We start from the raw sequence: 25,949 nt of genomic DNA on the forward strand, positions 1-25,949 counted from the left end.
CCAGGTCGGGCAGGTTGCCGACCTGGGGTTTTCTGCTGGTCCGGGTGGGGGGCCGGATGCCGAAGGTGCCGGAAAGTCGGCGTATCGCACGCATGGCCGTAAATGAGGTGCGTGCGCTGCTGGAGCGGCACCACCACATCGTGCAGGAGATCGACGGCGGCAACGATCACGGTGAGGATCTGCACGTCACGTTCGTCCGGAATGAACAGCGGACGGAGGACTCCCTGGCCATTCAGGTGAAGGGCGGCGTCTCGACTCGGACGAGAAGGGGCCACCGCATCCCGGTCGGCGATCACGGGAGCAACTGGCGTGACGGCAGCCTCCCGGTGCTCTGTGTGGTGCACGACCCCGAGCGGGGCGGCCTTTTCTGGGCCAACGCGACCCGTCAACTCCGTCGGGCCCGCGCGCTGCGCAAGACGCCGAAGTCCATCGTCGTCGCCCCGGACTTCGTCTTGAACGATGCGAACATCGACGCGTTCGTGGACGGCATGCGCCGTTATCTGATCCGGGAACGCGAGGGTGTCGGCAGGTGGGCGGACATGGCGGGTGTCGAATTCGCTCCCGAAGACATCGTCAAACCGTTCGAGAACGAGTACGCCGAGCCCATGGTCTTCTGGCAGCGTCGCGGGGAGTCGTTCGCGGTTCTTCTTCACCACGACCTGGACTGGGATCCGGTGCCCATTCAGGAGCGGATGCTTCGCTTCGAACCGATACCGCTGATCGGCAACGTCATTCTCAACACTGCCGAAGCACACTGGCTCATGGGGTGCTTCAAGTCCACGGAGTGGTGGCGACGCCCGATCGAGCAGCCCGACCCCGCGTGACACCCGTCGAACCTCCCCGGGGGCACTGAGGTCGTCGGCCCCGGGTCGGTGGGCTTTCCGACCCGGGGCTTGTGTTTTTCCTTCAGGTTCGGAGGCGGGCGCCGAGGGGTTCGCCCGGGAGGGTGCCCGGGAGGATGTAGGCCACGGCCGAGGCTCGGTGTTCCAGGAACGGGTTCAGGGCGTCTCGGGTCGACAGGCGGGTTTGGACCCGGGTGAACAGGGACGGGTCGCGCATGTAGGCGCAGAAGAGCAGGCCGCGGTCGGTGGGGCCGTCGTCGTAGTTGTAGCTGCGGCGGAGCATGCGGGCGCCCGCGTCGAGGCGGGGACTGCTCAGGCGGACGTGGGCCGATACGGGGATGACGTAGGAGCCGTCCGGGTGCTTGGCGTAGATGTCCGGGTCGTCGTGTTCGGCGGTGCCGGTGAGGGGGACGCCGTCGGTGGCGCGGCGGCCGATCATTTTTTCCTGTCGGTCCCGCGGGACGGCCGCGAAGCCGGCTACGTCCATGTGGATTCGGCGGTAGACCATGATGGTCGCGTTTTCGTGGGCCCCCGGCGGGCCCCAGACCCAGCGTTGGGCGGTCGGGTCGTCGGGGTTGGCGGTGCCGTCCTTGAAGCCGAAGAGGTTGCGCGGGGTGACGCCCGGGGGCATGTGGGGCAGGAAGCCGGATTGGGTCCAGCGCGGGACGGCGCCTGCGGACTGTGCGGCGGCGGTGGCCAGTTCGGCGACGATGGTGAGTGTCCAGCGGTCGGCGGCGCACAGTTGGAGCAGTACGTCGCCGTTGCCGCGGGCCGGGTCCAGGCGGTCGCCGGGGAACGGTGGCAGGTCGGCCAACTCGGCGGGCACGTTCAGGGCGAGGCGGGCCGCGAGTGTGGGGCCGACGCCGACGACGCAGGCGAGTCGGGTCGGCTCTCCGGTGTGCAGGCGCGGGTCGGGCAGTGTGCCCGCGGCCGCGGTGGACAGGGTGTGGGTCAGTGCGGTGAGGATGTTGCGAAGGGTCTCGCGGTCCGCGGTCGCGGACGTCGACGGCAGGTCGAAGGCCGATATGTGGGTGGCGGGTAACTGAGGCCCCGTCACACCGGCCTGGCGCGGGCCGTGAAAGGGGATCGCCGCGATCGCCGGCGGGGTGTCGGACGCGGCGTCGCGCCGCCGTGGTCGGCTCGCCTTCGGCTCCGCCGCCGCGCCGACCGTCGCGGCCAGCGCGGCTCCGGTCGCGAGCAGGGCTCTGCGTCCCAAACCGGATGTGGCAGGTCGTGCCTGCGCCTGTCGATTTTCCGGGTCGGTATGCATGGGCGACATTGCAGACGATAGAACACCTGTCATGCAACTCCACTCTCCCGCTAGCTCGTTACCTGTCGTGACGTCCCGGCCCGTGGTGCGGCGGTCGAGGACGACGGCGTTGCGCTGCCTGTCGCTGGCGCTCGTCTGTGTCGCGCCGGCGGTCGCGGCCTGCTCGTCGTCGACGGACTCCGAGGCGTCCGCCGAAAAGCACCCGGCCGGCAACGTGCTGCGCGTGCCGCAGGACTTCCGCACCGTGCAGAAGGCGGTGGATGTCGCACGCGAGGGCGACACGGTGCTGGTCGGCCCCGGCGTGTACCGGGAGAGCGTGCGGGTCACCACACCGCGCGTGGTGCTGCGCGGCATGGATCGCAACACCGTGGTCTTCGACGGCGGTGTGCGGCTCGCCAACGGCATCACCGTCACCGGCGCGGGCTCCGTGGTGGAGAACCTCACCGTCCGCGGATACCTCGCCAACGGCGTCCTGTTCACCGGCGTCACCGACGAGCGACTGCAACAGCGAGGCGCGGGCGGCTCGGCGTACAGCCCGCTGGACACCGCCCGCTTCCCGATGGTGCGGGGGTTCCGGGCCACCAAGGTGACGGCGTACAACAACGGGCTCTACGGCATCTACGCCTTTGACGCGCGCGGCGGTGTCATCGAGGACTCCTACGCTTCCGGGCAGGCCGATTCCGGAATCTACGTCGGCCAGTGCAAGCCGTGCGACACGCTGGTGCGCGGCAACACGGTGGAGCGCAACGCGGTCGGCATCGAGATCACCAACGCCTCGGAGGGGCTGTCGGTGCTCGGCAATCGTGTCGTCGGCAACCGCGTCGGGGTCACGGTCAACTCCAACGACCTGGAGGCGCTGGCGCCGCAGCACGGAGCGGTGATCGCCGGCAACGTGATCACCGACAACAACGCGTCGGACACGCCCGAACAGGCCGACGGAGGCTTCGGGATCGGCATCGGGATCGGCGGCGGCCAGGAGAACCGTGTCGCGCGCAACCTCATCCGGGGCAACCGCTCGGCGGGGGTCCTGGTCACCGACCCGGCCGGGCATCCGGCCGTCGGCAACCGCGTCGAGGGCAACCGCGTCACGGACAACGGCGCCGACCTGGTGACGGCCTCGGTCGATCCCGGGAACTGCTTCACCGGCAACTCGCCCGCGACACAGAGCCCGAACGGCCTGGAGGAGCTTGCCGGGTGCGCCGTCACGCCGCGCCGGACCGTCCCGGCGGGCCGGGCCGTCCCCGTCCAGCCGCCGCCCGGCGTCCCGTTCCACGCCGTGCCCGCCCCGCCCGCGCAACCCTCGATGCCCGACCCCACGGTGCCCGGCCGGCCCGCGATCGACCTCCCGGGAACGGTCGATCCCGACCGCTACGCCCTGCCGACCGACGCTGCGGCAATGCCGCAACCACGTTGACAGCGGGCGCCGTTGGGGGACCGGTGTCGTCTTCGGCGCGGCCGGGTCAGCCGGCGATCCACGGCGCCTCGGGCATGCGCGCCCGGTCGTCGCGCCCGGTGATCTCGATGGTCGTGGGGGTACCCAGGCCCGGCATGCGCATCGTCGCCCGTCGCAGACCGCCGTCGCCGTCGACCCAGTAGGTCAGCGGCGACCGGGTGTCCTCGGCCTCCTTGCGCACGGCGTCCTGGGCGCGCGGACCGGAGAACCTGTCGTAGGTCCGACCCTCGATGCGGTCGCGGCCCAGCCATCGTGCTCCCGACTGTGCGAGCAGCATCGGGTTGTCCGGTCGGTCCGCCCCGAGTTGGATCAGCAGCCGGAGCCCGGAGTCCAGGGGATCCGCGGTGTAGGCGCGCGAGGACCAGCCGGAACGGGGGATGTGCTCGGCCTGCTGCCATGCCGGGTCGGTGCCGCCCGCCGGTGCCGGCGCCAGCCCCAGGCCCGCACCGTCCCAGACGATCAGGCCGCGGTCGAGGGGGCCGGCCGCCCCGGTGACCCGGTAGCTGCCCACGGCTCGATGGGTGCGGTAGTCCACGACCGCCTCGACCCGGATCGTGACGCCACCGCCCTCGGCGGCGGTGAGGCTCACCGCGACCGGGCTGGCCTGATACAACGTCAGCCGCGACGCCGCCAGACGGCCCGCCTCGTCGATGGTCACCACCCGGTCCGTGTCGCCGTCGTCGGAGAGCGCCCGGTGGACGGCCAGGCCGGCCGCCGTGGTCCCGCACAGCGCGACCGCCACCAGGGCCGTGTTCCAGAGCCGCCGCCGACGCGGCGGGCGGTCGCCGGTCTTCTTCCGGGCCATGCGGATGCCTTCTCTTTCGTCGACCAACACACGGGCGGGTCCGTGGACCATCGGTCCGCGAACCCGCCCGATCCATGCTTTTCGGCAGCCGGCATCAGCCGACCATCGGCGCCGGGCGCCCGGCGCCCGGCGATCGACGCCCGATACCGAACGCCGACCGCCGAGCCCCGAGTTACGGCTGCCGGACTCCGCGCCTACGGAAGAGCACGAGCGCCCCGCCACCCAGCGCAATCAACGCCGCCGAGACGCCGAAGACCAACGGCAGGTTCCCGCCCAGACCGGTGCGGGCCAGCGGCCCCGACGAGCCACCGTGGTTTCCGCCCGACGTGGAGGGAGCCGATGTCGTCGGCGCGCTCGTCGTCGGCGGAGGCGTGGTGGGCGGCAGCCGTCGGTTGACCGCCGTCACCTCGACTCCGGCGTCCAGGTTCTGCGCGTTCAGCACGAGCGGGCCGAGCACCGGCTTCTCCGGAGGGGCGTAGCCCTCGGGAGGGCTGATCTCCTTCCAGAAGTACGTCCCGGGCAGCACGTCGCGCTTGCAGAGGCCCTCCGTCCCGGTCGTGCAGGGCTCGCCGACCTTCGTGTCGGGAGTGGCTCCGTCGGACTGCAATCCGTCGGTTCCGTTCGTCTCCCGCCACAACTCGAACTTCGCCCCGGCCAGCGCCTTGCCGTCCTGGTCGTGCTTGACCAGGCGCACCGCGCCTTCCTGTTGGCGGAATCCGAAGTCGAACGTGTGGTCGTTCTCGCCCGGTCCGCCGGTGGTCAGCGCGCGTTCCGGATAACGTCCGCCGGCCGGGACCTTGCCCTTGGAGTCCACGAAGCGGTTGTCGCCGACCCCCTCGTCGGTCGGCACCCACTGGTACAGCGGGCCGCCCGGCGCGTAGTCGGCCGGGTTGTCGATCCGAATCGTGTACTTGGTCTTCGGCTTCAGACCGCCGGTCACGTTCGAGTCGTCGAAGTAGTACTCGCCGCGCGGTGACGTCTTCGTCGTCCCGACCACCTTGCCGGACTCGTCGTAGAGGTTGACGGTGGCGCCGGGAACCGGACGCTGACCCGGGCTTTGGATGCCCTTGCGCTCGGGGTCGTACCAGACCCGGTTTCCGATCTGGAGCGGCGCCTGGTCGCAGAGCACTTCCAGGTCGCCCATCGAGGCGCCCTTGCCGAACGAGGCGTTGCCCTCGGTGTTCAAGCGCAGACCCGCGGCGGGCTGCCGGGTGCCGTCGCGCTTGGTGAACATCGTGCCCGCGCCCCACGCCGTGTCGATGGGGTCCACACCGGCGGTGGCGACGAACTCCTCCACCTTCGACAGCGCGAGGCCGGCGTAGGCCGCGTTCGGGTGGCCGCCGCTCATGGTGTTCACGTCGAAGAACCTGGTCCCCCGCGGCGTCTTCCCGCAGCCGGTGTTCGTGTCCATGACGTACTTGCCGTCGGCGAGACACGCCTTGTTCAGGTCGCCGCCGGCCACCATCGCGATGGCGGTCGTGGGGTCTCCGGGTCGCGCGTACGCCGTCGTCCGGTCGGTGAACCGGTCGCGGAACGCCAGCAGCATCGAGCCGTCGGTCTCGAAGGCGATGTCGGCCAACTCGGGTTCGGGGTTGGCCATTGCGCCGGCGCACGCCTGCCCGTTCTGCTGCGCCGGGAACGTGCTCGTCCACGGGAACCAGCCCGCCCCGGGACAGGTCCCGCCGAGCGTGGCCTTGCGCGGGTAGTCCAGGGGCTGGTTCAGCACGGCCTTGCCGAAGACCCCCGTCGCCGGGTCGAAGGGCAGGACCACGGCGCGCAGGTCCGAGACCTTCCCGGTCGACTCGCCCGAGCAGACGCCGCCGACGTATCCGACACCGTCCTGCAGGCCCAGGCCGAACGGACGCCAGTCACCCGGAGCGGGGCAGCCGGGGTCCGGGATGGCGTACGAGCCCACCGGTGCCGTCGCGGTCGGCAGGGTGGCGTCGTAGCGGTACAGCTTGCGGTTGTCGAGGTTGACCACGAACAGATCGCGGCCGTCGTCGGAGACCTCCAGGTCGCCCAGGCTCTCCTTGCCCGGAGCGGCGAGGAAGGCGTTGTCACTGGCGCCCACGCCGTGCGCCGAGGTTCCGGCGTCCGGGACGGTGGTGAACAGCGACGTCGTCTTGCGGGTGACGTCGGTGACGTAGATCCCGCCGGCGCCGCCGGGGCCGTACGTCGTGTCGCGCTTGGCCAGCGCCGAGCTGAACAGCCGCTTTCCGGGCTTGCTCCAGCCGATGCCGTAGAGGTTGCCGGTGGCGGCGTTCGTGGACAGGTCCGTCACGTTCGTGTTGACGCCGCGCGCGTTGTAGGGGAACGTCACCAGCGTCCGCATGGACACCGGTTCGTTCGTCGCGGGCTGGCACGCGGTCGCCAGCGGCGCGTTCTTCTGACAGTAGTCGCCGGGGCTCCACAGCCCCGTCGTGTACGCCACATGCTTGCCGCTGCCGAGGTCGACGAACTCCTCGTTGCTGCTGAGCTGGTTCGGCGCGCCGGCCAGGCCCTGCCGCGACGCGAACGCCGGGAACAGCACACCCGGCTTCGGATTCACGACCTGGACCCGGTACTTGCCCGCGGTCGTTCGAGCGGTGCCGGGCGCCAGGGTGACCGTGCCGTCGGCGGCCGTCACCCCGGTGATCTTGCCCCCGTCGTCGTTGGTGAGTGTCACCGTGACGCCGCCGATGCCCGGTTCCAGGGCGGGACTCCACACGCCGGTCGTGTCCACGGCTCGTACCACCCGAACCGTCACAGAGCCGTCGTCCGTGTCCGGATACGCCGGCGCCGCAGTCAGCGCGAGAGTGCCGAACCCGACCGCGAGCGCCGCGAGGCTGCCCAGGGAGCGGCGTGCGCGTAAGACCGACCGCAGTCGGCCCGGCCCGTGCGCGCCGCCCGTCAGTTCACTTGAAGGTGTCATACCTGCTCTCATCGTCTGAAAGGGCCGCGCACGGCCCTGCGGGGAACACTACGGATCGGCCGTGACCCGACTCGTTGGCCGAAAGCCTAGAGGGGATTCGGCAAGTGCGTGACAGCAAGGCGTAGTTGACGTTGAACCGGTTTTCGGTGCGGCCGTCCGCGAGTTCGTCGTGCACGCGGAAAGCCGATTCGGACGGCGATGACGAACGCGGATTCGCATGGCCGTTGCCATGGCCGCCGCTGTCATGCGGCAGGCAGCCGGCCTCAGGCGGGGACAACGCGGACGAAGCGACCAGGGCCCTGCCCTACCCCGCGACTACGCGGGCGCGGCCGAGCCCTGCGCCTTGCTCGCACTGCGAACTTCGCACCACCGTAAGGGGGTTGACGGATTCAGGTGAGCACGCGACTGCGCGAGATGGGCGCAGTCGTCCTGGTGCTGCACGAAGTTTTGGTCGTATACGCGGAGTTGGTCCGAATCCGGACTGCGACCGCAAGCACCGTCGCCACCGTCCCCGACCACTGGGCCGGATCCCGACCGCCCCCGGACCGGCCGACCGCCGCCCCCGCCGCCCCTCACCCCTGTGCCGCCGCCACAGGCCGCGTCCGCAAGGCCCGCCAAGTAGGCAGCAGCGTGGCCGCGAACGTAGCCCCCGCGAGGCCGGCCCCGCGGAGCCTGTCGTGGATGGGAAATCGGGCGCGCGGACTGGGCCGAAGTGTGTACGCCGGGTCGTTCTCGCGCAGGGCGTGCCGGGCCCGGGCCCGGACCTAGCCTCGTAGCCGTATCCGCAGGTCGAGTGGAGGAGGAAGACGGTGGCGAAGGCACGCGGTTCGTTGGCGGCCGGACTGGCGAGCGCAGTGGTGGGCGGGGTTCTGAAGCTGTTCGCGGACGACGTGGACACGCCCGTGATCGCGCTCGGGAAGATCGGCGTCGTGCTGCTGATCGTCGGCATCGCCGAAGTGCTCTACGGGCTCTACCAGTTGACCCAGGGCGCCCGGAAGCCGTGATCGGACGGGGCCCGCCCGGGCAACGCGATCAGCCGGCCGGACCCACCCCGGCGAGGCGGTCAGCCGGCCCGCCCACCCCGGCTCAGTGTGGCCGCCGCCCCGGCCGACGCCGTGCGACCCAGGCCAGGACGCCCGCGCCGAGCAGCGCAGAGCCCAGCAGGGCCACGAGCAGCGACCCGCCCCCCGAGTCGTGCCCGGCCCGCGCCCGCACGGCCGAGGGCGTGCGGAATTTGTCGACGCCGCGATGCGCGCCGAGCCTGCCCGTCCTCGGCTCGACCGTCCGTTCCGCCGCCCTCGGCTCGGCGGCCACGTCGATCCGCACACTCGCGGTGGCCTGGCGGCCGAGCCGGTCGACGACCGTGTAGTGGAAGCCGTCGCGACCGGCGAAGCCCGGCCCCGGCGTGTAGCGCAACACGGACCGCGTCGTGGTGGTGTCCCGGGAGTCCCCCAGATCGAACACCCGACCGTGCTCGGGATTGGTGTGCGACAACACGACCAGCCCCTCGCCGGTGTCGCCGGCCAGGACCGGGACGTCCACGGACTGCCCGGCGCGGGTGCCGACCCGGTCCGCGCCGGCCCGTGGCGCCGGCGGCACCGGCTTTCCGGGCCCGCCGGTCGGCCGCACCCGGTCGATCGACGGGCCCGGAACGGACACGACGGGCGGGCGCGACGGGATCGGGATCACGGATGCGGCGGGATGCCCGGCGCCGGGGGCCGACAGCACGGCGCAGCACGCGAGTACCGCGCCGACTCGACGCACCCGAGTGGGCGGTTCGGGCGTTCCGGACACGGTGGGCACGCATACCTCCGACGCTGCCGTCCGGACGCGGCCGGATTCTCGGGTGGGTCCGACGGCGCCCACCGGATCCGCCGCCGGCCGAGGGAGCCGCTCTCGAATCCCGATCCTGTGCCGAGCGCCCACCGGTTCGTCGCTCGGCGCGCGGAGCGACGGCGAGCTTCACCCGCACGCGTGGACCGGCCGGGTCGACGGTGGACCCGGCTCGCCGCGCGTGTCATGGTGGGAGGCGCTGTGCGACGGCGGCACGAGGAAGTCGGTGTGAATCCGACGCGGTCCCGCCACTGTGATCGGGGAGCGACTCCCGCACCGGCCACGGCCCCGCGACGGGGTTGGAAGGCCGGGAGGAGCGAAGAGCCGAGAGCCAGGAGACTCACGTCGTCGCCACCTCACGAACCGGGGCGGATTTCCCCGAGAGAGGCCGGTGTTCCGCCATGTCCTTGGTGCTGAGCCGAATCCACACCTGTACCGGCGATGCCGGTACGACCGCGCCGGGGGGTGCCTCCCGGACGCGCGAGACCGATCCGGGGTCGGCGGCCTACGCCGACACGGACGAGACCGACACGGACGAGACCGACACGGCGATCGGGGTCGTGCTCGCGCTCGGCGACCCGGAGCCGCTGACCCGTGCGGTGTCGGCGCGGCCGCGACAGGACCTGTTCGTCCTCGCCCGGAGGGCCGATGCGGGTGGGGCGGGTGATCTGCCGTGGCGTCCGGGCGACAGCCGTTGACCGGGGCGAGCGGCCGGCCCGGCGGTGCGGCCCGCGGCGCGTTTCCCGGACCGCCGTCGTTCTCCGGTCGCGCCGGTTCGGCGGCGCGATCCGAGGTCGGCGATCGCATGGCGCGCGTCGCCGAGGTGGGGCCCTACTTCGTGCTGCGGACCGGACCGATCATCGACGGTACGGGCTTTCGGCCGTTGGCCGAGTTGTACGACCGTGCCGCGCCCGACGTGTTGGCGGCCCGGGTGGAGCACGTGCGGGGCAGGTTGCGCACCGACGAGCCGCGCGTCGCCGCGTCGATCCTGTACCTGGGCGTGGCTTCGCGGTTGTGGTCGGTGGCGCTGGGCGCGGCGGTGCTGGGCGGGTTCGTTCCGGATTTGGATCCGGCCCGGACGCACTGGCGCTTCCCGGCGAGCGGCCCGGTCGAACTGTGGGCGCCGGATCCGGTGCCGACCCCGGTGGCCGCGGACCGCGCCGGGATCGACCACGTGTACGCCACGGTGATGACCGCGCATCTGGTCCCCCTGGCCCGGGCCACCCGGGCGGTGGCGCCGATCGCGGAGCGGCTGCTGTTCGGCAACGCCGCATCGGCCCTGGTCGGCGCGGCTCGCGTGCTGGACCGGCACCCGGCCCCGGACGAGCCGGAACTCGCGGCGACCACCCGGTCGTTCGTCGACGGCCTGACGGCCACCGACCGGCTGCGCGGCACCGGCGTGCACGGCGCCCTGGGTGCGTTTCGACGCACCACGTGCTGTCTGTACTACCGGATTCCCGGCGGCGGTACGTGCGGCGACTGCGTCTTCCACGACAAGCCGCCGCAGCCGGCCCGGGTCCGGATCGGGTCGCGGGCGGTCGGGCGCGACGGCGCGGGCTGACCGGCCGATGATCGCCCGCTCGGCCCGGGTCCGCCCGGATCCGGCACCGCACCCCGCAATCGCCTCCGAGCCGCAGTTGCTCGGCCCGGAGCGTGCCCCGATCCGGCCGAGCGGGTGATCCATGGGACACGCCGTCGCGCATCCGGGTGACATTCCCGGATTTGCGGCGCAGTTGTTCCTAGCCTCGACCGGGAGACACCGATTCCGACATCGACGCAGTTGGCGCCGGGACCGTGTCCTCGGTCCTGCCGGGTCTGCGCCCCCGGCAGGATCGGGGAGACGGCCCCGTCCGTCGAGGGCCCGCCGAGGACGAATGACCGGCCGTCCACCGGGCAGGCGCAAGGCGCGGTCCTCGGGGATGACGCGAGGACATCGAGCCCGTGAAGAGGAGTACGCACCGATGAGTACCCAAGGCCGGAACCTCGGCGGCAAGTCCGCCTCGGGCGAGCCGGAGGAAACCGTCGTCGTGCCGCCGAGCGAACCCGCCGCGGCGTCGTCCGGCGAGCCCCGCTTCCCGCGGCAGGAGTCGGACCAGGAGACCCCGCAGGATCGGCGGCCCAACCGCAAGCAGGAGCAGGTCGCGCACGCGGTCGAAGAGCTGACCCAGGCGGAACTGCCGGCCGAGGTACACCAGAAGGTCGGCGAAGCCGCCGAGAACACCGGCCGGCGCGTCGACCGGGCCAAGCAGAGCGCGCAGCGGGCGACCGGGCGGGCCAAGGAGACCGCGACGAACAGGGCCGAGCAGGCCAAGGAAGCCGCGACGAACAAGGCCGAGCAGGCCAAGGAGGCCGCGATGCACGGAGCCGAGCGAGCCAAGCAGAGCACGGCGCACAAGGCGGACCGGGCCAAGGAGGCCGCGATGCACGGGGCCGAGCGGGCCAAGGAGGCGACGCTGCACCGGGCCGAACAGCTCAAGGAGGCCGCCGCGCACACCGGCGACCAGGTCAAGGAGGCCGCCCGGCACAAGGCCGCGCAGGCCGGGCACCGGGCGGACCGGGCCCGCGGGACGGCCGGCGACCGGATCGTTCAGGCCAAGGACCGCACCGTCGAGGTCGGGCGCACCGCCGGCGACCAGCTCTTCGAACACACCCCCGACCCGCTTCGGCACGCGACGCTCACCGGTGCGGCCGAGGTTCGCAGGCGCCCGTTGCCCGCGGTCGCCGCTGCGGTCACCACCGTCGTGCTGCTGATCTGGGCCATTCGGAAGTCTCGGGGATGAGCGGCGGATCCGGGCCCCGAGGGCGTTCGGACGCGGTGAACACCAAGTCCGCCATGCGTACCGGAAGGTTGATATACCGCCCGATCGGCATGGTCGTCGGTGTGGTGGGCGGGATGGCGGCGACGAAGATGTTCAACAAGACCTGGAAACTGCTCACCCACCAAGACGACGCCCCCGACGCGATGGACCGCGACCGGGGCTGGGGCGAGATCCTGGCCGCCGCCGCCGTTCAAGGCGCGATCTACGCCGTCGTGCACGCCGCCGTCAATCGAGGCGGTGCCGTGGCCTTCCGGCGGGGCACCGGCATCTGGCCCGGTCACTGAACCATCGGCCGGGGTGGGCCGCGGGCCCGTCGCGTCCGCTCGCCCGGGCTCAACCGGCCGTCGCGTGCTCGGTCCACTGCCGCAACACCCGTCGGGTCGCCTCGTCCGCGCCGGGCCCGTACTTCGCGGGCGCCGTCGCGGCGATCGCGACCCGTACGTCCGTCTCCGACCGGCCCGCGCCCCGCGCGTACTCGGCCGGCAAGGCGGCCTCCAGCGCCGAGGCCAACTCGGGGTTCGCCGCGTGCGCCAAGAGCAACCCGGCCAGGTCCTCGCCCGGTAGCCCATAGCCCGCGTGCGACCAGTCCAACACCACGACGTCCTCGTCCCGTGCGATCAGATCCACCGGCCGCAGGTCCAGGTGGCACTGCACGTATGGCAGTTCGGCGGCGCGTGTCGCCAGCGGCCCGACCAACGACGGGGGTTCGAACAGCCAGGACGGCCCGGCCGGTCGCGGTGCGGCCTGTGCCGCGCCGAGCCGGCGGGCGAAATCGATCCACCGGGTGAGGTCCCACGTGCTCCCGGATCGCCCGCGCACATAGTCCAGCCACAGCGCCACCGACCCGTCCTCGCGCCGATCGGCACGCAGCGCCGTGGGTGCGGTCAGGCCGTAGGGGGCGTATACGCCGGCCGCGAAGCCGCTCTCGTAGGCATCGACCTCGCGGGCCCAAAAGCGCGGATTGGCGGATGACGTACCGTCCGGCGTCGCGAGCTTGAGGACCAGGTCGGCGCGACTGCCCCGGACGTGCCAGATGTCGGAGTGCGCGGACAGCGGGGCGGCGCCCAGCGGGGAACCCAGTTCGGGCGGCACGGATTCGATGCGCACCGGCGGCGGCGCGGCGGGCTCGCTCAGGATCGACTCCGGGACGGTGCGCCGGCGGTCAACGAAAGACCGGGGCTCGGGACGGGCGTCGGCGACCGATGTGGTGCCGGTAGGCGTTCAGGGAGGTCGGGCGGCGGGCGTGGCGGGCGCGTCCCGATCGCACGGTGTGCCCGGCCGGACGGGGCGCGGTGGGCAGCGCGGGTACGACCGGTGCCGAGGTCGCGGCCGCGGGTCCGACCGCCGGTCTCACGGTCGAGGGAACGGGAACGGGAACGGGAACCGGGGCCGGCAGGGTCTGAGGCCCCAACATGCGGTCCTCGAGCCAGGCCAGCCCGGGTATCAACAGGAACATCACGATCAGTGCGAGCGAAGCGAGAACCAAGTACATGAGTTGCCGCCTGGGGGTGAGCGCGTCCGGGCCGTAGTGAGCCCCTAGCCGGTAGGGATCGGCGCAAACGTGACGGTTAGGCAACGGGCGCGTTGACCCGGGTCCGGAGACGACCGCTTTCCGTCGATATCCGAGCTGGGTGGGTGACTGATCAGCGCGATGTGATCACCCGGCGGGAATGCCTCGACGTCGCGTCGCCGCGCCTGACAGCCTGGCGGCATGGCGAACGACGGCACGACGCTCGACTGCGACGCGATTTTGTTCGATCTCGACGGCGTGCTGGTGGACTCCCATCCCCTGATCGAACGCATCCTGCGGATGTGGGCGCTCGACCGCGGCGTGGACCCGGACGCGGCCGTCGCCGCTTCCTACGGGCGGCGGGACATCGACCTGGTGCGCGTGGTCGCCCCCACGCTGGACGCCGAGGTCGAGGCCGCGTGGATCGTCGAGCACGAGGAACGGGACTTCACCGGCATCTGCCCGATGCCCGGCGCGGCCGCTCTGCTGGCCGCGCTGCCCGCGGCGCGCTGGGCCGTCGTGACGTCCGGCACCCGCCGGGTGGCCAGTGGCCGATTGCGCGCGGCGGAGTTGCCCGAACCGGTGTACATGATCACCGCGGAGGACGTCACCGAGGGCAAGCCGGCCCCCGAGGGCTACCTGCGCGCGGCCGATCTGCTGGGGGTGCGGCCGGATCGTTGCCTGGTCGTGGAGGACGCGGAGAGCGGTGTACGTGCCGCCGAGGCGGCCGGCATGCGCTGCCTGGGCATCGGCGCGGCCTTGGCCGAGGGCAGGGCGGGCGCCGCGCTGGACGCCTGGGCAGCGGATCTGCGACCGGTCGATCCCGAACTGGTCACCGCCGGACATGTCCGGCTGAACATTCACCCGAATGGGTCAAACCAGTAGCGCAACCTCTCGCGGTCCATCGGCGTCTACAAGGGTGCACGACTCGGGGAACACTCCACATTTGGGTTTGGGTCGGGAGAGGCACCACTCGATGAAGAACACTCGCATATCCCTCGCGGTCACCGTGACCGCGATCCTGGCCTTGTCGGCCTGCAACTCCGGCTCGTCGAGTGACTCGACCGCGAAGGCGGGTGCGCAGTCGCCGCTGCCCGCCACCTCCTCGTCCGCACCGGTGACGCCGGCGCCCGAGAGCACCGCGCCGACCTCCGCCGCACCCACGACCGGTGCGCCGACCAGTGCCGCACCCACGTCCGCCAAGCCCAGCACGAGCAAGCCCGCCACGAGCAAGCCCGCGACCAAGCCGCCGACCAGCAAGCCGCCGACCACCAAGGCCAAGCCCCCGGCCGCACAGGCCGGGCTGGACGAGCGGTGCCTGACCGGCCGGGCGATCTGCATCGACAAGCGCACCGACCGGCTCACCTGGGTGATCGACGGCAAGGCCCAGTACTCGACGGACGTGCGCTTCGGCTCGGCCGAGACGCCGACCCGCGAGGGCGCGTTCAGCATCAACTTCAAGAGCCGCGACCACGTGTCGACGCTGTACCACACGCCGATGCCGTTCGCGATGTTCTTCTCCGGCGGCCAAGCCGTGCACTACTCGGCCGACTTCGCCGCCCACGGCTACAACGGCGCCTCGCACGGCTGTGTGAACGTCCGGGACAAGGGCCTGGTGCAGCGGCTCTTCAACGAAACCCGCGTCGGCGACAAGGTGATCGTCTACCGCTCGGCCAAGTAGCCCCGAGGATCTCGACGACCCCGAGGATCGGCCACCGCCCGGCCACGACGACCGAGCGGTGGCGACCCGCCGGCTGCGATCAGCGCTCGCGCGGCGCGCGCACCGTCTTGAACTCCGCCGGGCCCGCGCCCATTTCGAACGTGCCGTCCGAGTAGAGCATCGGGCGGCGCTCCTGCATCAGCTTCGAGTACTTCTCCACGTGCTGGATCGAGACGCCGTCCGGGTCGGTGAAGTCGACCAGCGCGATCGCCACCCAGAACACCGCGCGCTTGTTGTTGAACAGCGGCACATTCACGGTGGAGCCCTGGCCGTCGGTGACCTCGGCGTGCGCGCCGTAGGACTTGAAGCTGCCGAAGCCGTTCTCGACCGCGCTGTACGCGCAGATCAGCACGTAACCCTGCTCGTCGGGCCGGGTGATCCGGACCGTCTCACGGCCGGGGACGCGCGAATCGCCGTCCAGTTGGATGTAGGGCGCGGCGGTCAGGCTGCCGAGTTCGCGGTAGTAGATCACCCCGTCCCCGCCGCCCTTCTTCGCGCCCACCTCGGACCTGGGCACGAACAGCGCGTACAGGTCCAGGTCGGCGCCGGTCTTGCGGCGCGCGTCGTCGCCGCCGTCCCAGACGAGGGAGGCGGTGACGGTGACCGAGCGGTCGCCCTTGTCCATGTTGATCGTCGCCCGGCCGCCCTTGGCCAGATCGACCCGGCCGAGCGGCTCCTTGGCCATCGAGATCGGCGCGGGGGCGGCCGGCGCCGGCGCCGCGGCGGGCTCCTTGACCATCACGTGCGCGGGTGCGGCGGGCGCGGGGACCGGCTCCGGATCCGGCTCGTCCTCGACCGAGATGCCGAAGTCGGTGGCCAACCCGGCCAGGCCGCTGGCGTAGCCCTGACCGACCGCACGCACCTTCCACGCGTCGCCGCGCCGGTACAGCTCGACCAGGACCGCGACCGTCTCGCCGCCGGCGAACGCGTCCGGCGTGTAGCCGATCCGCGCGTCCCCGGACACGGTGACCGCGCCCAGGCCCGGCACCTGGCCCAGGGTCATCCCGGGGCGGTCCGCGTCCGAGCTCACCACGACCACCACACGTGCGATCTCGGCGGGCAGCTTGGCCAGTTCGACACTGACGTGGGTGGTGCCCGACGGGCCGGCAGCCGTGCGCACCGCGCCGTCGCCGCCGACGGGATTGTTGAAGAAGACCAGGTCCTCGTCGGTGCGCACCTTGTGCGCGTCGGTCAGCAGTACTGCGGACACGTCCACGACGTCGGTCGAGCCCCACCCGATCGAGACCTCGGCGCGGTCGCCGGTCAGGGGCGCGTTGGCGCCGGTGGGCAGCGTGACGTCGGACATGGAGGGCCCTCCCGCGTTGGACAAAGGCGCCGTTTCGCGCCCTGATCAAGGGAACGACCCTCCCACCGACGACGTTCCGCAAACCGGGAACTTTCCCCAAGCAGGGGTAAAGCCCCAGGTGGAACGTCACTCGGGCGCGACTCAGCCTCCGGACACCACCCTGTCGAACAACTTCCTGGCCTCGGCGAAGAACGCGGGAGCGTCCCGGGGGCCGGTACAGAACACCTGAATGGGCAGGTGCACGGCCGTCGCACCGGCGGCGATCACCTCGCTCGCGCCGGCCATCGTGCGAGCCAGGTCGAATCGCCCGGCGTCGTCCTTGATCATCGGCAGCGGACCCTGCACGCGCAGCGCTCGCGGGTCGCGACCGGCCGCGGCGAGCGCCTCGCGGATGCGGACCACATCCCGGCCCATGTCGGCGGTGGACAGGCCCATGATCGGAATCCAGCCGTCGCCGCTGCGTACGATCCGGTCCAGATTGCGCTTGTTCAGCGTGCCGCCGATCCACAGCGGCACGCCACCCGCCTGTACGGGCTGCGGTGCGCAGTAGACGTCGGTGAAGTTCACCGTCTCGGACGCGAAGGACGCGGGCAGGTTCGTCCACAGCGCCTTGCACGCGGCCAGCGTGTCGGTCAGCAGTCGCCCACGCGCGTCCCAGTCGAGCCCGGCCGCGTCGTACTCCTCGCGCTGCCACCCCGTGGCCACGCCCAACTCCAACCGTCCACGCGAGATCTGATCCAGGGTGGCCGCGGTCTTCGCGAGCAGAGTGGCGCTGCGCAGCGGGGCGACCAGGATGCCGGTGGCCAGGCGCACGTTCGAGGTGACGGCGGCGATCGCGGCGAGCAGGGTGAGCGGCTCGGGCCAGGCCGCCTCGGGCGGCGTGGGGAAGCGGCCCCACGTGTAGTTCTGCGTGTTGGGGCCCATCACCACGTGGTCGACCAGGACGATCCGGTCGATTCCCGCGTCGTCGGCGGCCCGGCCGACGTCCACGAAGCCGCGCCAGTCTCCGGCGGGCCAGGCGCCGAAGTTGGGCAGGCCGATGGAAAGTTGCACGTCCGTGGTCATCCGGATGCTCCGTCGCGTCGAGGTCGGGTCGAGATGGGGTCGGGGTCGAAGTCGGGGTCGGTTCGAGGTGGGGCGGGGACAACGGACCGGCAGGCCGCCGGGGTTCAGCGCGACCCGGCGTACGGATCACGCCCGGCCGTCGCCGCGTCGATCACCGCGTCGCCGAGCGCGGCCCGGGCGTACTTCTCGAAGGACGGTGCCCGACGCAGCTCGTTGCCGCCGTCCACGGCCAGGCTCTGGCCGGTGGTCCAGGACGATTCGGGGCCGGCCAGGTGGCGGACCGCTTCGGCGATGTCCTCGGGCAGGCCGGTGCGGCCCAGCGGCTTGTTCGCCAGGAAGCGCGCGATCATCTCCTCGTCACGGAAGATCCGGGCCTCCTCGTGCGAGCGCACCAGGCCGGGACGGACCGCGTTGACCCGGACACCGGCCGCGCCCAGCTCGTCCGCGGCGGCCCGGACCAGCGCTTCCAGGCCCGCCTTCCCGGCCGCGTAGCCGCTCAGGAACGGCATGGTCAGCTTGGCCGCGGTCGAGGACACGCACACGATCGCGCCGCCGCCGCGCGCGGCGATCACGGGGGCGGCGTACTTGATCGCCAGGAACGCGCTGTGCGTGTTGCGGTGCAGGTCGGCCAGGAACGTCTCGTCGTCCATGGCCAGGATCGGTGCGGTGCTTCCGCCGCCCACGGTGGCCACGCAGACGGCGAGCTCGGGGCCCGCCGCGCGGACCGCGGCACGGATTCCGTCGGTGGTGCAGGCGTCCGCCGCGACGACGCGCACCTCGGTGCCGGCCGGGGCCCGCGCGCGCAGCCGTTCGGCCGTCGCGGCGAGCGCGTCGGCCCGCCGGGCGGTCAGCGTGACCGAGCAGCCGTCGCGCAGCAGTCGGGCCGCGCACGCGGAGCCGATGCCGCCGCTGCCACCGGTGACCAGGGCCATCCGGCCGGCCAGGATTGCGGGCATGGGCGGGTTCCTCCCGAGGCGACCAGGGGAACTGACGGCATGTCAGCTCCGGGCCGACGTTACACCTCGAATCATTCGAGCTGTAACGAAGTTCGGCTAGAGTGTGGCCATGACCACGGGGGAAGCCGAGCTGCCGGGACTGACCGCGCTGCTCTACGCGGCCACCGCGCGGCTGGACGCGCACTTCGCCGCGTGCGCGGGCTCGGTCGGCCTGACCGCGTCCCAGGCGAACGCGGTGCACGAACTCGCCGAGCCGCTGGGCATGCGCGAGCTGGGCCGGCGGATGTGCTGCGAACCGCCCAACGTGACGTTCGTGGTGGACCGCCTGGCGGAGCGCGGCCTGGTCGAGCGCCGACCGCACCCCGGGGACCGCCGGGCGAAGCTGATCGCGCTCACCCCGGCCGGCGCCGAATTGCGTGCGCGCCTGTTCGCCGCGCTCGCCGGTGATCCACCGCTGACCGGCCTGCCGGACGCCGACCGGCGCGCGCTGCGCGTACTGCTCGACCGTGCGCTGCGCACGGGCTGACCGGACCGGCCCTGGTTCTCCTCGACGCGCGCCACTAACCTGACGCCCCATCAGAGAGTGCGGCGCCGCTCATCCCGGCGACGCCGGGGACAGGAGAACGGCATGGCTGTGTTCGCGCTGCGTTTCGACTTCCGCAATCCGGCTTTCGCCGGGACGAGCATGGGGGAGCGCTACGCGGCGGCACTCGACATGGTCGAATGGGCCGATCGGCGCGGGTTCTTCATGGTTACGCTGTCCGAGCACCACGGCTTCGCCGACGGCTACCTGCCCGCCCCGCTCCAGTTCGCCGCCGCGATCACCGCGCGGAGCCGGAACATGGGCGTGACCATCGCGGCGATACCCGCGCCGCTGCACGATCCGCTGCACCTGGCCGAGGAACTCGCGGTGCTCGACCTGCTCAGCCAGGGCCGGGTCAACGTCGTGCTCACCAACGGCTACGTCGAGAGCGAATTCGCGATGTACGACGTGCCGATGCGCGAGCGGGTCAAGCGCACCGTGGAGACCGTCGAGACGCTGCGCAAGGCGTGGACGGGCGAGGAGTTCGAGTTTCGCGGCCGGACCGTGCGGGTGACCCCGGAGCCGTTCCAAAAGGGTGGTCCGCCGATCATCCTCGGCGGCAGCGTCGAGGCCGCGGCGCGCCGCGCGGCGCGTATCGCCGACGGGTTCATGCCGTCGAACCCGGCGATCTGGGAGTTCTACCGGGACGAGAAGGTCAAGCTGGGCGAAGAGGACCCGGGCCCCTACTTCGGCGGCGACACCGGCTTCTTCCACCTCTCGAACGACCCCGACCGGGACTGGGACAAGATCGCGCCGCACGCGCTGCACGAGGTCAACGCCTACGGCGAGACGATGGCCGCGGCGGGCACCTCGGGCGTGGGCGGCTACGCGAGCGTCGCCGACGCCGACGCGCTGCGCGCGGGCGGGCAGTACCGGGTGATCACCCCGCAGACCCTGGTGGCCGAGCTCAAGGCGCAGGGCGACGCGGCGTTCGCGATCCTGCACCCGATGATGGGCGGCATCCCGCCGGAGCTGGCATGGGAGAGCCTGCGCCTGTTCGAGAACGAGGTGCTGCCCAACCTGTAGCGCCGAGGTGGTGGCGCGCATCGCGGGCGAGGGCCGCTCCCGCGGTCACCGGTGCGGTGCGCCCGCCACGAAGTCCTTGGTGTGGTCCCACCATGTGCGCCGGTCGGGCGGGAAGCGGCGCAGCGAGCGGGCCAGCTTGGTATCCGCGTGCGGCGAGGTGCGCCCGGGGCCCTCCTTGTACCGCCAGCGCGCCCACGGCGACTCGGGCTTGGCGATGCGCATCGCCGACACCATCGCGACGAACGGTACGAACACGCCGATCAGCCCGGTGGCGACCTTGCCCTTGGCCAACGCGCACAGTGCGAAGGCCAGGTTGAAGGCGACCACCGTCGCGGCCACCGGCTTGCTGTCGCCGTCACCGAGGCCGAGCGGGTTGGCGCCGACGAACAGCAGCAGCCCCATCGCGGCGGTGATCAGCACCGCGTCCACCGACTTGCGGCCGTCCGCCGCCCAGTACACGTCGTCCAGGTGCACGAGCAGCGCGAACTCGTCCAGCGTCAGGGCGGCGCCCATCCCGAAGAACCCGGCGAGCACCTGGCGCAGCGCGCCGCCCGGTTCGTAGGCGAACTCCAGCGCGCCCGCGATCAGCATCAGGAAGATCCCGTACACCTGGTGGTGCACGTGCACCTTGCCCACCACCATGTTGCGGAACGGGCCCTTGCCCGCCCGGATCAGTCGGGTGATCAGGCGGGTCACCGCGAACGTGAGGATGAATGCGACGAGCATCCAGCCGACGCCGTGTGGCCCGGGCTCGGCGTCGCCCGCCAGCCGCGTCGCCGTGGTCGAGATCCAGCCCTGGTGGTGCACAAACCGTCCCTGCTCGCGATTCCCGTGTGAGGAGGATTGTCCATGATCGAATGGACCGAATGGCGCCATCGCCGCACCGGCACGATGGCGACCGGATCGAATCGAGGTTAGGACGCACATGGCACTCCCCACGACCTCCACCGAGGTGACCTTCCCGGTCGGCGCGATCACCGGCGCCGCGCCGATCCTGGCCGCGCCCGTGCTGCCGGACGGGCGGACCGCCCTGGTGGTCGCCAGGACGCCGTTCCACCCGCTGGACCACACGTGGCCGGACCAGCCCGCCGACACCGGGGTGATCCGGGTGGCGGGCGTGGAGTCGGTCGTGTCGGACTGCGTGACCGGCGCGGTCGGGCCGGACGGCGAGTTCGCGGTCGGCGAGGCGATCCCGGTCCGGCGCGGTGACGAGGACTGGTCCTGGCTCGTCCTGCACGTCCTGGACCGGGCGCCGGGCGATCCGGGCGACCTGGTCGGGGCGAATGCCGAGTTGGCCGTGGACGCCGAGCGTCGGGCCGCGCTCAGCGCCGCGCACACCTCGTGCCACCTGTTGGCGTTCGCGCTCAACGCGGTGCTCGCGCCGCGCTGGCGCAAGGAGGTGCGTACCGACAGTCTCGGCCGCCCCGACTTCGACAACCTGGCGATCACCTCGTCCCGGATGGACGAGGGCGGCAGTCGCGACGACTACCGGATCGGTAAGTCGCTGCGCAAGAAGGGCTTCACCGCGGACGGCCTGGCCGAGGACCTGCCCGGCATCCGCGACGAGGTCGAGGCGCTGCTCACCCAGTGGCTGAAAACCGATGCCGAGGTACGCGTCGAGGTGCCCGGCCCGGCGCTCACCGCCCGTCGGGTGTGGCACTGCGGCCTGCCGGACGGAGACGCACACATCCCGTGCGGCGGTTCGCACCTGGGCCGGCTCGGCGATCTGCGCGCCCTGGCGGTCGAACTGACCATGGACGAGGACGGCGCGCTCGTCGCGCTGACCCGCCCCGAACGCGCCTGACAGCCGGCCGAGGACATCGGCATCGCACCGGCGGGAACCGGTCCCACGATGCGGACGTTACCTTCGGAAGGAACTCTCTTTGCCTAACCATGACCTGGTCGGGTGACTTCCGATGTCCGCCATCACCCGTTCCGGGAGGCTCGCGCCGTGAACACCATCGCCATGGGTCCATCGTTCCTGGACCCCGACAAGCTGATCTCCACGTTCGGCCTGATCGGCATCCTGGTGATCGTCTTCGCCGAGTCGGGGCTGCTGATCGGCTTCTTCCTGCCGGGCGACTCGCTGCTGTTCACCACCGGCCTGCTGGTCTCCGACGGCAAGTACATCTCGCAACCGCTGTGGCTGGTATGCCTGTTGTTGTGGACCGCGGCGGTGCTGGGCGACCAGGTCGGCTTCCTGTTCGGCCGCAAGGTGGGGCCGTCCCTGTTCAACCGGCCCGACTCGCGGTTCTTCAAGCGCGAGAACGTGGACAAGGCGCACGAGTTCTTCGAGAAGTACGGCCCGCGCTCGATCGTGCTGGCCAGGTTCGTGCCGATCGTGCGCACCTTCACGCCGATCGTCGCGGGCGTTGCCCGGATGAGGTACCGCACGTTCGTGGTCTACAACGTGGTCGGCGGGTTCCTGTGGGCGTGCGGGGTCACCCTGCTCGGCCATTCGCTGGGCCAGGTGCGATTCGTCCGGGACAACATCGAGTTCATCCTGGTCGCGATCGTGCTGATCTCGGTGATCCCGGTCGCGATCGAAGTCCTGCGCGCCCGCTCGGCGTCGCGCAAGCGGGCCGCGCGGGAGGGGGCGGAGTCGGTCCCGGGGCGGGGTCGGCACCGCGCGAGCGACGACCGGCCGGACGCGGAACCGGGTCACCGGCGCTGAGCCGTACGAGTTGGTGCCGGCCGCCAATAGAGTGCACGCCATGCGCGCTCAACTTCTGGCCCGGGCAAACCTGCCGTCCCTGTGGAGTCTCGATCGCATTCCCGGTGCGGCGGCCTGGCTCGCGCACGGCGTGGACGGTTCGCTCGTCGTGCTCGACGACTCGCTGAGCACCGTGCGCGAGGCGCGACTGCCCGAGGACTGGAGGGGCGGCCACTCGGTCACCGCCGACCTCGGGCACTTCGTCGTCTCGGCACCCGATCGCGTCGTGGTACTGGATGCGGAGGGGCGCGAGGTGTGGGACCACCCGCACACGCCGTGGGAGTTCGAGGAGGCCGGCTCCTGTGCGGTCACCTCCGCCGGGATCTGGGCGGTGGTGCGCACCGCCGAGGGCGACCGGTGTGTGCTGCTGGACGGCGCGGACGGCACCCCGCTGGCGGCGTGGCCGTTGCACCCGGCCACCGTCGGCTCCGAACTGATTCCGCATCCCGACGGCGTGCACGTGGGCCTGGCCGCCTCGCACGCCGACGATGCCTACCGGGCCTTCGTGCTCGGCACGGACGCCCCGGACCGGGTCGCCGAGGTGCCGCCGGGGGAGAGCCGGGTGCTCACCGACATCCACGGCTCCGGTCGGATGATGCTGACCACGCCGATCGAGGCCGGTCCGCTCGCGCTGGTGCGCTACCCGGACGGCGCGGTGATAGCGGCCCGGCCGGGGGAGCAGGTCTTCCCGGACCCGGACGAAGTGTTCGACATCTACGCCGGCTTCGTGCGCCGCGACCTGGTGCTCGCGGCCTCCTCGGGCGAGCGCCACGTGCTGTTCTCGGTGCCGGACCTGCGGGCGATCGCCGAGGTCGAGTACCCCGAGGACGCGCCGCGCGAATGGCTCGTGGTGCGCGCCGACGGCGTCTGGCTGACCGCCGACTCGGAGTCGGGCACGGTGTGCATGTGGTCCCTGGAACAGCCCGCGGCAACCGGCTGACCCGAGCACCGGGTCCGATCGGGCGCCCGGGTCGCCGTGGCCGACGAAGGGCGCGGGTGCGCACCGATGTTCGAGGCGACTTGCGAGAAATGAGCCCATTGGCGGGAATTGTGTCGCTCCTGGTGCGCTTATGAACACCGGTCGTTAGCGTGAGGAGACCTGCCCGGAACCGGAACCTCCGGTTCCCCTCGGTGTCCGCCGCTTGGAGGGAGACCGCATGCCTCGACCGTTCATCCGCGCCGCAGTTCCTGTCGGACTCGCCGCCGTCCTCGTCTTCACGATCACCCCCGGAGCCCGTGCCGACGACCCCTCCGGCCCCGCCCACCCCGGGGCCGACCGGGTTCACCGGGCACAGGACGCGGTCGACGGCAAGGTCTTCGACATCGATCGCATCGAAGCCGAACTCGACCACGAGGCACGCGATCTCGAGCGGCTCGACATCCGCGCCGGTATCGCCGTCGAGGCATACAACGGGGCCGTGGTGCTCGGGCGGCAGGCTCGGGACCGGGCCGTCCTCGCCGACGGATACCTGCGCACGGCGGACGCCCAGCTGGCCCGCGCCCGAGACGAACTCGGCCGACTCGCCGCGCAGACCTACCGGATGGGCGGCGGCGCCCGACTCGGCACCTTCCAGGCGGTCCTGGGCACCGACTCGCCCGCCGAACTGGTCTCCCGGGTGGAGAGCACGCGCCGGATCTCGCAGGCCGGCGACGACACCCTGCGCCGCGGCACCACCGCCGTCCGGGACGCGGCAGCCGCCAAGGCCGAGGCCGAACACGCCGCGGAGACGGCCACCCGCGCGACCGAGGCGGTCCGCGCGGCCAAGGACCGGGTCGAAGCCGAACTCGCCGAGCAGCAGCGCCGAGTCGGCGAGATCGCCGCCCGGCGCACCGCGCTGCTCACCGAACTGGCCACGCTGAAGCGGACGTCGGTCGACCTGGAGACCCGGCGTCGGGACGGCCTGGTGGCCGAGGCCCGGTGGCACGCCGAGGACGAGGCCCGTGCCCGGGCCGAGGCCGACGCGACCCGCGAGGCCCGCGAGCGGGACGCGGGCGAAACCGCGAAGACGAGCGGGCCGGCCAAGCCCGCCAAGGGCGCCGACCCGGTGGCCGCGACCCGACCCGACACGCCCGGCGCGGCCGCCGCGATCGCGTACGCCAAGGCGCAACTGGGCAAGCCCTACGTCTGGGGCGGCGAGGGCCCACGCGGCTACGACTGCTCGGGCCTGGTCATGCAGGCGTGGCGCAAGGCGGGCGTGAACATGACCCACTTCGCCGCCACGCAGTACTTCGAGAGCACTCCCGTGTCGTACCGGAACCTGCGCCCGGGCGACCTGATCTTCTGGACCGAGACCAAGAGCGCCTCCGACATCCACCACGTCGCGATGTACCTGGGCGCCGGCCGGATGATCCACGCACCGCGCACCGGCGACGTGATCAAGATCAGCAACATGTTCTACATGGGCACCCCGGACTACTACGCCCGGCCGTCCTGACCGTGCCCACGACCGTTCGACCGCCCGACCGCCACGACGACGAACGCCGGTCGCCGGCAGTCACCTTGGTGGGTGCCTGCCGACGACCGGCGTTCGTACGAGGGGCTATCGGGTCAGTGGTGACCCTGCTCGGTGAGCCGCTTGCGCGATGCCTCGACCTCGGCCTCGGCCTCGTCGCGGCCGACCCAGTTGGCGCCCTCGACCGACTTGCCCGGCTCCAGGTCCTTGTAGACCTCGAAGAAGTGCTGGATCTCCAGCCGGTCGAACTCCGAGACGTGGTGGATGTCACGCAGGTGCTCCACGCGCGGGTCCGTGGCCGGCACGCACAGGACCTTGTCGTCGCCGCCGGCCTCGTCCGTCATCCGGAACATGCCGATCGCGCGGCACCGGACCTGGACGCCCGGGAAGGTCGGCTCGTCCAGCAGCACCAGCGCGTCCAGCGGGTCACCGTCCTCACCGAGGGTGTCCTCGATGAAGCCGTAGTCCGCCGGGTAGCGCGTCGACGTGAACAACATCCGGTCGAGCCGGATGCGGCCCGTCTCGTGGTCCACCTCGTACTTGTTGCGCGATCCCCGGGGGATCTCGATGGTGACGTCGAACTCCAAGGCTCCTCCATAGTGCTGCGCCGGGACCGTTGCCGGGACCGTTAGGGTCGTTCTGTCCGCGAGGCCGAACCCGGCACAGGTCCCGGACAGAACCTGA

General features: G+C 71.9%; 25 protein-coding genes and 1 riboswitch. Of the genes, 15 read left to right on the forward strand and 10 right to left on the reverse strand.

What is annotated here, in order from left to right; all coding sequences use genetic code 11:
* Positions 1-56: 56 nt before the first annotated feature.
* Positions 57-824 (forward strand): DUF4365 domain-containing protein, encoded by a 768-nt coding sequence (locus A3IC_RS0108005; protein ID WP_026218000.1) that lies wholly within the window; start codon positions 57-59, stop codon positions 822-824.
* An 82-nt stretch (positions 825-906) separates the two neighbouring features.
* Here the strand turns inward: A3IC_RS0108005 and A3IC_RS0108010 are convergent, their stop codons facing one another.
* The gene (locus A3IC_RS0108010; RefSeq protein ID WP_020549542.1) at positions 907-2,058 is read right to left on the reverse strand and encodes a Dyp-type peroxidase; all 1,152 of its coding nucleotides are present in this window, start codon (positions 2,056-2,058) and stop codon (positions 907-909) included.
* Positions 2,059-2,110: 52 nt separating this feature from the next.
* On the opposite strand from A3IC_RS0108010, the gene A3IC_RS0108015 reads away from it, so the two are divergent.
* Positions 2,111-3,526 (forward strand): right-handed parallel beta-helix repeat-containing protein, encoded by a 1,416-nt coding sequence (locus A3IC_RS0108015; RefSeq protein ID WP_245599181.1) that lies wholly within the window; start codon positions 2,111-2,113, stop codon positions 3,524-3,526.
* 46 nt (positions 3,527-3,572) lie between these two features.
* On the opposite strand, the gene A3IC_RS0108020 is transcribed toward A3IC_RS0108015, so the two are convergent.
* Positions 3,573-4,370: a hypothetical protein gene (locus A3IC_RS0108020; protein ID WP_020549544.1), complete on the reverse strand. Its 798-nt coding sequence runs from the start codon at positions 4,368-4,370 to the stop codon at positions 3,573-3,575.
* Between the two features lie 172 nt (positions 4,371-4,542).
* A complete protein-coding gene (locus tag A3IC_RS0108025; RefSeq protein ID WP_020549545.1) occupies positions 4,543-7,281 on the reverse strand; it encodes an SdrD B-like domain-containing protein in 2,739 nt (912 codons plus the stop codon).
* Positions 7,282-8,090: 809 nt separating this feature from the next.
* Between A3IC_RS0108025 and A3IC_RS0108030 the strand changes: the two genes are divergently transcribed.
* Positions 8,091-8,285: a DUF5708 family protein gene (locus A3IC_RS0108030; protein ID WP_020549546.1), complete on the forward strand. Its 195-nt coding sequence runs from the start codon at positions 8,091-8,093 to the stop codon at positions 8,283-8,285.
* Between the two features lie 82 nt (positions 8,286-8,367).
* Here the strand turns inward: A3IC_RS0108030 and A3IC_RS0108035 are convergent, their stop codons facing one another.
* On the reverse strand, positions 8,368-9,084 hold the full coding sequence (locus tag A3IC_RS0108035) for an Ig-like domain-containing protein (RefSeq protein ID WP_158695851.1): 717 nt from the start codon (positions 9,082-9,084) through the stop codon (positions 8,368-8,370).
* A 212-nt stretch (positions 9,085-9,296) separates the two neighbouring features.
* Positions 9,297-9,476: riboswitch (cobalamin riboswitch) on the forward strand.
* Between the two features lie 39 nt (positions 9,477-9,515).
* On the opposite strand from A3IC_RS0108035, the gene A3IC_RS53130 reads away from it, so the two are divergent.
* The 4 genes from A3IC_RS53130 (at position 9,516) to A3IC_RS0108060 (ending at position 12,217) form a co-directional block, all read left to right on the forward strand.
* Complete coding sequence (locus tag A3IC_RS53130) at positions 9,516-9,812, forward strand: hypothetical protein (RefSeq protein ID WP_020549549.1); 297 nt, start codon at positions 9,516-9,518, stop codon at positions 9,810-9,812.
* A 107-nt stretch (positions 9,813-9,919) separates the two neighbouring features.
* Positions 9,920-10,675: a (2Fe-2S)-binding protein gene (locus A3IC_RS53135; RefSeq protein WP_063744814.1), complete on the forward strand. Its 756-nt coding sequence runs from the start codon at positions 9,920-9,922 to the stop codon at positions 10,673-10,675.
* 400 nt (positions 10,676-11,075) lie between these two features.
* Entirely contained in the window at positions 11,076-11,894 is an 819-nt protein-coding gene (locus A3IC_RS61960) for a hypothetical protein (RefSeq protein ID WP_020549551.1), read from the forward strand.
* A gap of 53 nt (positions 11,895-11,947) precedes the next feature.
* Entirely contained in the window at positions 11,948-12,217 is a 270-nt protein-coding gene (locus A3IC_RS0108060) for a DUF4235 domain-containing protein (protein ID WP_026218002.1), read from the forward strand.
* A gap of 49 nt (positions 12,218-12,266) precedes the next feature.
* On the opposite strand, the gene A3IC_RS0108065 is transcribed toward A3IC_RS0108060, so the two are convergent.
* Positions 12,267-13,040, reverse strand: coding sequence for a phosphotransferase (locus tag A3IC_RS0108065; RefSeq protein ID WP_020549553.1), 774 nt, complete (start codon positions 13,038-13,040; stop codon positions 12,267-12,269).
* A 604-nt stretch (positions 13,041-13,644) separates the two neighbouring features.
* Here A3IC_RS0108065 and A3IC_RS53145 point away from each other — a divergent pair.
* Both A3IC_RS53145 and A3IC_RS0108080 read left to right on the forward strand, forming a co-directional pair.
* Positions 13,645-14,328, forward strand: coding sequence for an HAD-IA family hydrolase (locus tag A3IC_RS53145; RefSeq protein ID WP_020549554.1), 684 nt, complete (start codon positions 13,645-13,647; stop codon positions 14,326-14,328).
* Between the two features lie 91 nt (positions 14,329-14,419).
* Positions 14,420-15,124 (forward strand): L,D-transpeptidase, encoded by a 705-nt coding sequence (locus A3IC_RS0108080; RefSeq protein WP_020549555.1) that lies wholly within the window; start codon positions 14,420-14,422, stop codon positions 15,122-15,124.
* 79 nt (positions 15,125-15,203) lie between these two features.
* Here A3IC_RS0108080 and A3IC_RS0108085 read toward each other — a convergent pair whose 3' ends face one another.
* From A3IC_RS0108085 to A3IC_RS0108095, 3 genes are all read right to left on the reverse strand, one after another.
* Entirely contained in the window at positions 15,204-16,469 is a 1,266-nt protein-coding gene (locus A3IC_RS0108085; RefSeq protein WP_020549556.1) for a TerD family protein, read from the reverse strand.
* A gap of 141 nt (positions 16,470-16,610) precedes the next feature.
* Entirely contained in the window at positions 16,611-17,534 is a 924-nt protein-coding gene (locus A3IC_RS0108090; protein ID WP_020549557.1) for a TIGR03619 family F420-dependent LLM class oxidoreductase, read from the reverse strand.
* A gap of 104 nt (positions 17,535-17,638) precedes the next feature.
* Positions 17,639-18,490: an SDR family NAD(P)-dependent oxidoreductase gene (locus A3IC_RS0108095; RefSeq protein ID WP_020549558.1), complete on the reverse strand. Its 852-nt coding sequence runs from the start codon at positions 18,488-18,490 to the stop codon at positions 17,639-17,641.
* A gap of 109 nt (positions 18,491-18,599) precedes the next feature.
* On the opposite strand from A3IC_RS0108095, the gene A3IC_RS0108100 reads away from it, so the two are divergent.
* Positions 18,600-19,016, forward strand: coding sequence for a MarR family winged helix-turn-helix transcriptional regulator (locus A3IC_RS0108100; RefSeq protein WP_020549559.1), 417 nt, complete (start codon positions 18,600-18,602; stop codon positions 19,014-19,016).
* Between the two features lie 102 nt (positions 19,017-19,118).
* Positions 19,119-20,099 carry an LLM class flavin-dependent oxidoreductase gene (locus A3IC_RS0108105; protein WP_020549560.1) on the forward strand — a complete coding sequence of 327 codons (981 nt, stop codon included), beginning with the start codon at positions 19,119-19,121 and terminating at the stop codon, positions 20,097-20,099.
* Positions 20,100-20,144: 45 nt separating this feature from the next.
* On the opposite strand, the gene A3IC_RS0108110 is transcribed toward A3IC_RS0108105, so the two are convergent.
* Positions 20,145-20,906, reverse strand: a complete 762-nt coding sequence (locus A3IC_RS0108110) for a hypothetical protein (RefSeq protein ID WP_020549561.1) — start codon at positions 20,904-20,906, stop codon at positions 20,145-20,147.
* A gap of 118 nt (positions 20,907-21,024) precedes the next feature.
* On the opposite strand from A3IC_RS0108110, the gene A3IC_RS0108115 reads away from it, so the two are divergent.
* The 4 genes from A3IC_RS0108115 (at position 21,025) to A3IC_RS61965 (ending at position 25,247) form a co-directional block, all read left to right on the forward strand.
* The gene (locus tag A3IC_RS0108115) at positions 21,025-21,903 is read left to right on the forward strand and encodes an alanyl-tRNA editing protein (RefSeq protein WP_020549562.1); all 879 of its coding nucleotides are present in this window, start codon (positions 21,025-21,027) and stop codon (positions 21,901-21,903) included.
* Between the two features lie 147 nt (positions 21,904-22,050).
* A complete protein-coding gene (locus A3IC_RS0108120; protein ID WP_020549563.1) occupies positions 22,051-22,773 on the forward strand; it encodes a DedA family protein in 723 nt (240 codons plus the stop codon).
* A 40-nt stretch (positions 22,774-22,813) separates the two neighbouring features.
* A complete protein-coding gene (locus A3IC_RS0108125) occupies positions 22,814-23,752 on the forward strand; it encodes a hypothetical protein (RefSeq protein WP_020549564.1) in 939 nt (312 codons plus the stop codon).
* Between the two features lie 217 nt (positions 23,753-23,969).
* On the forward strand, positions 23,970-25,247 hold the full coding sequence (locus A3IC_RS61965; protein WP_020549565.1) for a C40 family peptidase: 1,278 nt from the start codon (positions 23,970-23,972) through the stop codon (positions 25,245-25,247).
* A gap of 113 nt (positions 25,248-25,360) precedes the next feature.
* Here the strand turns inward: A3IC_RS61965 and A3IC_RS0108135 are convergent, their stop codons facing one another.
* Complete coding sequence (locus A3IC_RS0108135; protein ID WP_020549566.1) at positions 25,361-25,852, reverse strand: inorganic diphosphatase; 492 nt, start codon at positions 25,850-25,852, stop codon at positions 25,361-25,363.
* Positions 25,853-25,949 lie beyond the last annotated feature (97 nt).

Origin of the sequence: Embleya scabrispora DSM 41855, from assembly GCF_000372745.1 — a bacterium.
Taxonomy (GTDB): domain Bacteria; phylum Actinomycetota; class Actinomycetes; order Streptomycetales; family Streptomycetaceae; genus Embleya; species Embleya scabrispora.